The sequence below is a fragment of the Stenotrophomonas sp. STEN083 genome, from assembly GCF_056759195.1.
In genome coordinates, this window is the sequence record NZ_JBRRCU010000062.1 from 20,449 (window position 1) to 27,494 (window position 7,046).

7 protein-coding genes are annotated in these 7,046 nt (G+C 63.5%); 2 read left to right on the forward strand and 5 right to left on the reverse strand.

Annotated features, from left to right (window positions below; all coding sequences use genetic code 11):
* Positions 1-242: 242 nt before the first annotated feature.
* From ACVOK8_RS15685 to ACVOK8_RS15705, 5 genes are all read right to left on the reverse strand, one after another.
* Positions 243-1,664: a short-chain fatty acid transporter gene (locus tag ACVOK8_RS15685; RefSeq protein WP_481567644.1), complete on the reverse strand. Its 1,422-nt coding sequence runs from the start codon at positions 1,662-1,664 to the stop codon at positions 243-245.
* A gap of 192 nt (positions 1,665-1,856) precedes the next feature.
* Positions 1,857-2,498, reverse strand: coding sequence for a hydrolase (locus ACVOK8_RS15690; protein WP_481544298.1), 642 nt, complete (start codon positions 2,496-2,498; stop codon positions 1,857-1,859).
* An 83-nt stretch (positions 2,499-2,581) separates the two neighbouring features.
* Positions 2,582-2,878 carry a putative quinol monooxygenase gene (locus tag ACVOK8_RS15695; RefSeq protein WP_481567646.1) on the reverse strand — a complete coding sequence of 99 codons (297 nt, stop codon included), beginning with the start codon at positions 2,876-2,878 and terminating at the stop codon, positions 2,582-2,584.
* Between the two features lie 89 nt (positions 2,879-2,967).
* The gene (locus ACVOK8_RS15700; protein ID WP_481534124.1) at positions 2,968-3,657 is read right to left on the reverse strand and encodes an isochorismatase family protein; all 690 of its coding nucleotides are present in this window, start codon (positions 3,655-3,657) and stop codon (positions 2,968-2,970) included.
* A 96-nt stretch (positions 3,658-3,753) separates the two neighbouring features.
* Complete coding sequence (locus ACVOK8_RS15705; RefSeq protein ID WP_481567648.1) at positions 3,754-4,620, reverse strand: pirin family protein; 867 nt, start codon at positions 4,618-4,620, stop codon at positions 3,754-3,756.
* A gap of 124 nt (positions 4,621-4,744) precedes the next feature.
* On the opposite strand from ACVOK8_RS15705, the gene ACVOK8_RS15710 reads away from it, so the two are divergent.
* Together ACVOK8_RS15710 and ACVOK8_RS15715 are read left to right on the forward strand one after the other, a co-directional pair.
* The gene (locus ACVOK8_RS15710; protein ID WP_481567649.1) at positions 4,745-5,650 is read left to right on the forward strand and encodes a LysR family transcriptional regulator; all 906 of its coding nucleotides are present in this window, start codon (positions 4,745-4,747) and stop codon (positions 5,648-5,650) included.
* Between the two features lie 86 nt (positions 5,651-5,736).
* Positions 5,737-6,921 carry an OmpA family protein gene (locus ACVOK8_RS15715; protein ID WP_481567650.1) on the forward strand — a complete coding sequence of 395 codons (1,185 nt, stop codon included), beginning with the start codon at positions 5,737-5,739 and terminating at the stop codon, positions 6,919-6,921.
* Positions 6,922-7,046: the final 125 nt, after the last annotated feature.

The window sequence follows — 7,046 nt, forward strand, 5'->3', positions numbered from 1 at the left end:
GGAAGTCATATGAGTGTCGGCGGAGATCAAGAGCTACCCCTCCCCAACCCTCCCCTTCGCCTCCGGCGAAAGGGAGGGGGCGGAAGGCTGCGCAGCTCTGTTCCTCCCCTTTGGCGAAGCCAAGGGGGAGGTTGGGAGGGGGTGCTTGTATGCCCTTGGTTTTGATTCCATCCATCCAGTTGCAAGAAGTCAGAACGCCACGCAAAGCGTGGCGTTCTGACTTCAATCGTTGCGGCAAGCCATCAAGGCATTACCGGTGGCGTATACGCCAGCGTCGCGCCCAACGCCCACAACAGCAGCAGTACCAGCGGTGTGTGCACCAGCAGCTGCACGAAGGTGAAGCCGATCAGGTCGCGCGCCTTCAGGCCGAGTACGCCGAGCAGCGGCAGCATGTAGAACGGGTTGATCAGGTTGGGCAGGGCTTCGGCGGCGTTGTAGATCTGTACCGACCAGCCGAGGTGGTAATGCAGATCATTGGCTACCTGCATCACGTACGGCGCTTCGATGATCCACTTGCCACCGCCGGAGGGAATGAAGAAGCCCAGCACCGCCGAGTAGCTGCCCATCAGCAGCGCATAGGTGTCGTGGCTGGCGATCTGGGTGAAGAAGGTGGAGATGATGTGGGCCACGCTATGGCCTTCGCTGCCGTTGACCGTGGTCATGATGGCGGCGATGGAGCCGTACAGCGGGAACTGGATCAGCACGCCGGTGGTCGAGGGAACAGCGCGTGAGACAGCATCGAGGAAACTGCGCGGGCGCCAATGCAGCAACGCACCAGCCATCAGGAACAGCAGGTTGTAGGTGTTCAAACCGGAGATGGCCTGGATCGCCGGCTTGGTGCTGAATTCGTGGATCAACCAGCCAGCGGCCAGCGCAACCAGCAACAGGATCAGCAGCGGGCTGTGCTCCAACCATTCGCCGGGACGGGTCGGCTTGGTTTTGATCGGTGCGGCATCGCTCATGACATCCACGCCACAGTCGGCCGCATCGCGCGCGGAGTTGGCGGCCGGTGCGGTGACGTAGGCAATGATCAGCGATACCACCACCAACGCGGCCAGCAATACGCCGGATTGCCACAGGAAGATGGTTTCGGTGAACGGGATGACGCCGGTGATCGACAGGATCGACGGCGGCAGGCTGGCCGGATTGGCTTGGAGCTGTGCGGCCGATGAGGACAGGCCCAGCGCCCACACCGCACCGAGGCCGAGATACGCCGCCGCGCCAGCAGCGCGGTAATCCATCTTCAGCTCGCTGCGGCGGGCCAGGGCGCGCACCAGCAGGCCGGCGAATACCAGGCTCAGGCCCCAGTTCAACAACGATGCGGTCATCGACACGATGGCGACCAGGGCGACTGCGCTGCGGCCGTTCTTTGGCACGCGCGCCAGCCGATCAATCAAGCGTGAGGCCGGGCCGGAAGACGCCACCACATAACCGCCGATCACCACGAAGGCCATCTGCATGGTGAAGGGAATCAGGCTCCAGAAGCCGTCACCGAAGGCCTTGGCGGTGTCGGTAGGCGCGGCGCCAATGGACAGCGCGGCCAGCGAGACCGCGGCCAGGGCGAGGGCGGCGAACACCCAGGAATCTGGGAACCAGCGTTCGGCGAAATTCGCACAGCGGATCGCGAAGCGCGCCGAGGCGGTGTCTTGGGTAGTGGGCTGCATGGGGCGGATACCGTGGGGAAACAACCGGGCGACGGTAGCGCGGCAGCGGTGATGGGTGGAACTGGACCTTTGGATAGTGCCTGCGTATTCATGCAGGAGGTCACAACCGGCGCGATGCCTGCTGATGGCCTGGACGCAGCCACGTTACCCCTCCCTCTCCGTTTGCCGGAGAGGGAGGGTGGCGCTATCTGCTTACTCGGCAGCGTCGTAGGAGAACTGGATACCAGCGGTACCGCCAGTGCTGATGAACAGCTCCATGAACTGCTTGGCGGTGTCGGCGCGGTTCCAGTCGCGCTGCAGTTCGCAGAACAGCTGCGGCACGCTGATCAGCTTGCCGCCGGCCTGCTCGATGCGGCGCAATGCCGCATCGTGCGCGGCCAGCGAGGTGCCGCCCACGGCATCCACCGGTACATACACCTCATAGCCTTCGCGCAGTGCGTCCAGTGCTGGGAAGGTGAGGCAGGCCTCGGTCCACAGTGCGGTCATGATCAGCTTCTTGCGGCCGGTGGCTTCCACGGCCTTGCGGAACTCCACGTCCTCCCAGGAGTTGATGGTGGTGCGATCGTAGGTGGGCTCATCCTTCAGCACACGGCGCAGCTGCGGGATTGGCGGGTGGTTCAGGCCGGTCTTCACGTTGACCGTGGAGTGCACGATCGGCAGGCCGTAGACCTTGCCGGCCTTGGCCACGCCGACGATGTTGTTGACCAACAGCTGGCGATCCATCGAGGCGATGGAGTTCACCTGTACCGGCTGGTAGTCGATGACGATCAGTGCCGCATTTTCCGGGGTCAGCAGGTCGTCACGTTTGGGGTCACGCTTGGTTTCGCTGGTCATGGCGAGGTTCCTTTCTGAGGTGCTGAAGGCGCAGCACGCGCTTGGGCATCGCGCCGCATATCGCGGCGGGGTAAATGGGGGGCTTACTTGACGAGGTCCATGAAGTACGCCGCTTCCGTGCGCTCGACGGCGTCGGCGTGGTGCGTCTCGAAGTATTTGATGTGCGGGCCGTGGTGATGGTGCTTCTCGCGCAGCTCATGGCTGGCCCAGTGCTCGACGAAGATGAAGCGGCGTGGGTCTGCCTGGTCGCGATACAGGTCATAGCGCAGCGCGCCTTCTTCCTCGCGCGATGCATCGACGACGACCTTCAGTGCGTCGTACAGCTGTTGCTCGCGGCCCTGCTTGGCGTAGAGCACAACATTGATGAATAGCTCGGACACGGGAACTCCCGGAGATATGGGCTGTTGCACGTTCAGTTGCGATGCTGGCTCCGCCTTGCGGCTGTAACGGAGCCAGCTCGCGATGTGGCTCAGCTGCGCTGTGAATCCAGCTGTTCGTGGTTGGTCACCACTTCCTGCGCCTTGCTGTAGCTCTCGATCAGCAACTGATAGTTGGGGAAGATGTTGGTGTACGCCTGCGCCCATTCGGCGGCGTCTTCGCGGTTCCAGGTCTTCTGCAGTTCAGAGGCGACCGCGGCCACGTCGATGACGACGACACCGGCCTGCATCATCCGCGCCAGGGTGATTTCCTGTGCCTGCTTGGAGTAAGTGCCGGAGGCATCAATCACCGCGAACACCTGGTATCCATCAGCCACCGCTGCAATCGACGGGAACGCCATGCACACGCTGGTGATGGTGCCGGCGATGATCAGCTGCTGCTTGCCGGTGTCCTTCACTGCCTGCACGAAATCGGGGTTGTCCCAGGCATTGATTTCACCCTTGCGAGCTACGTACTTCGCGTGTGGCGCGTTCTGGTGGATCTCCGGAATCAGCGGGCCATTCGGGCCCTGCGGCACCGAGGCGGTGGTGATCACCGGGATCTTCGCCAGCGAAGCAAGTTTGGCCAACGTCGAGGCCAATCGCCGCAAGGTGGTGAATGGCATGTCGTGCACGGTCTGGAACAGGCCGCTCTGGTGATCGATCAACAGCATTGCGACGTTGTTCGGATCGATGACGGGTTTTGCGCCGTTGAAGTTGGCAACTTGAGGGAAGGTATACATGGCTGTCTCACCACTGGGAGGGGCAGGGTCGCGCCGACGGGGTAACGCCAGCGCGAGAGAAAGATGACCGGGTGGTTAAACCCGGTCATCGGCGGATTACGCTGCGATCTGGCCGAAGCGGCCGGAGTTGAAGTCATCCATCGCCTGACGGATTTCTTCCTGCGTGTTCATCACGAACGGGCCATAACCAGCGATGGGCTCATCGATCGGCTCACCGGCCAGTACCAGCACGGTGGCGTCGGCATTGGCCTCCAGTTCCACCTCACCGGCAGCACGGTCGAACAGCACCAGCTGGCCTTCGCGGGCAAGCTGGCTGCCGTTGAGCAACACAGTGCCGTGCATGACCACCATCGCCACGGTGTGGCCTTCGGCGAACTGCAGCGTGGTCTGCTTGTCACGCGACAGGCGCAGGTCCCACACGTCCATCGGCGTATGCGTACGGGCCGGGCCACGCTGGCCGCCGAATTCACCGGCAATCACCCGCACCTTGCCGGCGTCATCGGCCAGCGGCACCACCGGAATGTCGGCGTTGCTGATGTTCTGGTAGCCCGGTGCCGACATCTTGTCCTTGGCCGGCAGGTTGACCCACAGCTGCACCATCTCCAGCTTGCCACCGCGCTGGGTGAAGGCTTCGGAGTGGAACTCCTCGTGCAGGATGCCGGAGGCAGCGGTCATCCACTGCACGTCACCCGGGCCGATCTCGCCACCGGCGCCGGTGGAATCGCGGTGCGCCACTTCGCCTTCATAGACGATGGTGACGGTCTCGAAACCACGGTGCGGATGCTGGCCAACGCCGCGCGGGCTGGTGGTGGGGCTGAACTCGGCCGGGCCGGCGTGGTCCAGCAGCAGGAACGGGTTGAGCTGGCGGCCGTGGGTGTTGTAGGAAAACAACGAACGGACCGGGAAGCCATCACCAACCCAGTGCGGGCGGGGCGCGCTGTACAGGCCACTGATCTTCTTCATCTGTCTGCTCCTTGGGCGGCGCGGGGTGCGCCGGCGTTGGAGCAAAGATTAGATTTGGGACGATCACGCCGGTAGATGGCAAAAAATGGTCTGATAGTCCTATTTGGTGAACGCTGGAGCCGAAATGCAGGACCTGAACGACCTGTACTACTTTGCCAAGGTGGTCGAGCACGGCGGCTTTGCCCCGGCCGGACGCGCGCTGGGCGAGCCCAAGTCCAAGCTGAGCCGGCGTATCGCCTTGCTGGAGGAACGGCTGGGGGTGCGCCTGATCCAGCGTTCCACCCGCCACTTCTCGGTCACCGAGGTCGGCCAGACCTTCTACGCGCATTGCCGGGCGATGCTGGTCGAAGCCGAGGCCGCGGCCGAATCCATCGAGCTGACCCGCTCGCAGCCGCGCGGTGTGGTGCGGGTGAGCTGCCCCACCATGCTGCTGGATTTCCGGGTGGCGGCGATGGTGGCCGATTTCATGGCGCACTGCCCGGATGTGGAAGTCCACCTGGATGCCACCAACCGCCGCGTCGATGTGATCGCCGAGGGCGTGGATGTAGCCATCCGCGTGCGCCCGCCGCCGCTGGAAGACAGCGAGCTGGTGCTGAAGGTATTGGCCGAGCGCACCCAATGCCTGGTGGCGGCACCGTCATTGCTTGAGACGCATGGGCCTTCGCACGGTCCCGCCGATCTGCATCTATTGCCCAGCGTTGCCCTGGGTGTGCCGCAGGCGGAGCACGTCTGGCGGTTGATCGGCCCGGGTGGCGCGGTGGCGGAAGTTCCGCATCATCCGCGGCTGGTCACCCGCGGCATGATGGCGCTGCGCGAAGCTGCGCTTGCCGGTGTGGGTGTAGCGCAGTTGCCAACGATGATCGTGCGCGACGCGCTGGATGCAGGGCAGTTGGTCAATGTCGCCCCGGACTGGGCGCCGCCGAAGGAAATCATCCACGCAGTGTTTCCCTCTCGGCGCGGCTTGTTGCCGTCGGTGCGTTTGTTCATTGATCACCTTGCGGCGTCCTTCGCTGCGCTGGATGAATCCTGATCGTGGGTTGGAACATCTGTAGCAGTCACGGAAATTGAACGACGCCTTGGCAACAATGCCAGCTCCCGCACAAACGGAGTTGCTGCATGCGTGTTGCTGTCCTGTCACTGGCTTGTCTCAGCGTTCTCGTCGCCGCCTGCGGGCGCGATGCGCCTGCCGATCAACCTGTTGCTGCAACGCCGGAAGCTGCCCCTGCGGCGACCGCTGCGCCAACGGCCTCCAACGCGGAAGTGCTGACCGCGGGCAGCATCGAGTTTCCGGTGATACCGACCATCATGGTGCCCAGCATCATCGGCAGCGGCCCGGCACAGAAGCGGCTGGAGCTGTCGATGCAATCATTGATCGACCCGGTCGCCGGCATCAGCGTGCGCCCGGCCAACTGCGCCACCGATGGTGGACTGGTCAATGAAAGCGGCTTCACCAACGTCGACGCGCAAGGCAACCTGGAGCGCGTCGGCGGCCACGGTGTGTTCAACATCGGTGCCGATGGCAGTGGCCAGGCGGTAACCGGCGATGGCGTGGTGGAAGTGAAGCCTGATGGCAGCGGCAGCGTCGTCAACGACGCCGGCACGTTTGAAGTGAATGCCGATGGTTCCGGCACCTATGTGGGCGCGCATGGCAACATCGAGCTGGACGGCAAGGGTGCCGGCAGCTGGGTAGGTGGCTTCGGCAGCATCGAGAACCACGGTGATGGCTCAGGCAGCTGGGTGGGCAGCGATGGCAACATCGAGATCAACGCCGACGGTTCTGGCAAGTGGATCGGCGGCCCCGAAGGCATCGTCGAGAATCGCGGCGACGGCACCGGCACGATCGGTGCGGTGCCGCGCGAAGTGAAGATGGCACCGCTGCCGCCGTTGCCGCCCGCCGGGAAGTTCCCGCTGCTGGACAAGTTCAAACCGTCCGGTGCGCCGTGCGGCTACGTCATCACCCTCAACGACAAGGTGCTGTTCGATTTCGACAAGGACGTCATCCGTCCTGATGCCGGCAAGGTGTTGGATGTGCTGGCGACGGCGCTGGGTAAAGTGCCGTCCAGCGCGATGGAGATCCGCGGCCATACCGATGCCAAGGGCAGCGACGACTACAACCAGGATCTGTCCGAGCGCCGTGCCCAGGCCGTGCTGGCTGCACTGCGCCAGCGTGGCAGTGCCACCGACGCGGCCGCACATGGCTACGGCGAATCGCAGCCGGTTGCACCGAATGAGGTCAATGGCAAGGACAATCCGGGTGGTAGGCAGCTGAATCGGCGTGTAGAGATATTCGTAAGGACCTGATGGGTGCCTCTTGTAGGAGCGGCGTAAGCCGCCAAGCAACAGCACCAACAGAAGCAGCAGACAGCAAAATCCAAACCAGCCCAACAAAAATACCCACCCCTGCGAAAAACACACGCAATACATGG

Excerpts from the sequence above, each read along its gene's own strand:
- ACVOK8_RS15705 (WP_481567648.1), bottom strand. The coding sequence starts at position 4,620 with ATGAAGAAGATCAGTGGCCTGTACAGCGCGCCCCGCCCGCACTGGGTT.
- ACVOK8_RS15710 (WP_481567649.1), top strand. The coding sequence starts at position 4,745 with ATGCAGGACCTGAACGACCTGTACTACTTTGCCAAGGTGGTCGAGCAC.
- ACVOK8_RS15700 (WP_481534124.1), bottom strand. The coding sequence starts at position 3,657 with ATGTATACCTTCCCTCAAGTTGCCAACTTCAACGGCGCAAAACCCGTC.
- ACVOK8_RS15715 (WP_481567650.1), top strand. The coding sequence starts at position 5,737 with ATGCGTGTTGCTGTCCTGTCACTGGCTTGTCTCAGCGTTCTCGTCGCC.
- ACVOK8_RS15690 (WP_481544298.1), bottom strand. The coding sequence starts at position 2,498 with ATGACCAGCGAAACCAAGCGTGACCCCAAACGTGACGACCTGCTGACC.
- ACVOK8_RS15685 (WP_481567644.1), bottom strand. The coding sequence starts at position 1,664 with ATGCAGCCCACTACCCAAGACACCGCCTCGGCGCGCTTCGCGATCCGC.